1 protein-coding gene is annotated in these 507 nt (G+C 69.8%); it reads left to right on the plus strand.

The window, feature by feature from the left end; translation table 11 throughout:
* Positions 1-485 (plus strand): substrate-binding domain-containing protein (locus tag RCG67_RS17515; RefSeq protein ID WP_368828103.1); only part of this gene is annotated, 485 nt, incomplete at its 5' end.
* Positions 486-507 lie beyond the last annotated feature (22 nt).

Below are 507 nucleotides of genomic sequence, written 5' to 3' on the forward strand. Positions count from 1 at the left end.
TGGACCACCCGATCTGCGTGATCCAGGAGCAGGGCCACGTGGGGCTGGAGGCCCGCTGTGCCGGGGTGAAGGAGGTGCTGCCGGAGACGGAGATCCTCTACGTGCAGGGCACCGACATGACCCAGGTGTCCTCCACCGCCACGGCCAAGCTGCAGACCTCTCAGGAGGCCGACTCGATCATCGGCCTGGGTGCTCCGTACACGATGACCCTGCTGGGGGCCAAGGAGTCGGCCGGCAGCGACGTGGCGGTCGCGTCCTTCGACATGAACGGGGAACTCGCCCAGGCCGTCGTGGACGGCGACGTGCTGTTCACCATCGACCAGCAGCCGTGGCTGCAGGGCTACCTGTCCGTGGACTCGCTGTGGCAGCACCACCGGGGCGCGTTCAGGATGGGCGGCGGCCAGCCCACGCTGACCGGCCCCGCCGTCGTGGACTCCGCCAACGCCGAGGACGTCCTCGAGTACGCCGACGAGGGCATCCGCTGAGCGGGGTCCCCGGGAAGGAGAC

It is taken from the genome of Kocuria cellulosilytica (assembly GCF_040981245.1).
In the GTDB taxonomy this organism is placed as follows: domain Bacteria; phylum Actinomycetota; class Actinomycetes; order Actinomycetales; family Micrococcaceae; genus Kocuria; species Kocuria cellulosilytica.